General features: G+C 43.0%; 1 pseudogene. It reads left to right on the top strand.

Going from position 1 to position 591, the window contains the following annotated elements:
• A pseudogene (locus tag E1I69_RS24295) lies at nucleotides 1-210 on the top strand (IS110 family transposase); the annotation flags it as partial.
• Nucleotides 211-591 lie beyond the last annotated feature (381 nt).

Genomic DNA, 591 nt, shown 5'->3' with positions numbered 1-591 from the left:
ATGATGCCGATGATTCGTCACAATGAAGCTTTCAAAAAGCTACACGAGTATTACACAAACCGTCAGGTTAATCCTTTACGTAAGAAGCAATCTATCGTGGTTCTATGCGGAAAACTATTAAAAGTATTACACGGAATTTGCACGAAGCACAAAGCGTTTGACGCACAGCGAATGATGAGGGATATTCCTGGTCTCGAAGAGGCTGCATAAGCCCTACACCCCTTAATTAGACTTAGACATCAGGATGACACGGAGAAGCTGGCACTATTTTCACCATTCGACCTCGAGTCCCTAAAGGAGCTTCGCTAGCCTCTGCCTTATGACTAGACCGAACGAAGGAATGTAGGCACATTGATGCCCAGAGACATGGGAGGGTACGTCATCATAAGCTACGCAGAGATCCATTGTGCATCGTATAATTCCCTAGCACTACTTACCAGCATTATCCAGTAGTGACCGCGTAGCGTACCCATGTATTGGAATAGTTTCACATATTTTAAAAATACTGTTAGGAATTGTGTCGAAAAATATTTTTTTGACACCCCACTAACGGATCAAACCGTTGGTAAATCAACATTTATAGAGGGAGGT

It is taken from the genome of Bacillus timonensis (assembly GCF_004799755.1).
Taxonomy (GTDB): Bacteria; Bacillota; Bacilli; order Bacillales; family Bacillaceae_L; genus Ferdinandcohnia; species Ferdinandcohnia timonensis_A.
The sequence above is the reverse complement of the archived record's forward strand: the minus strand, read 5'-3'. Positions and strand labels throughout refer to the sequence as shown.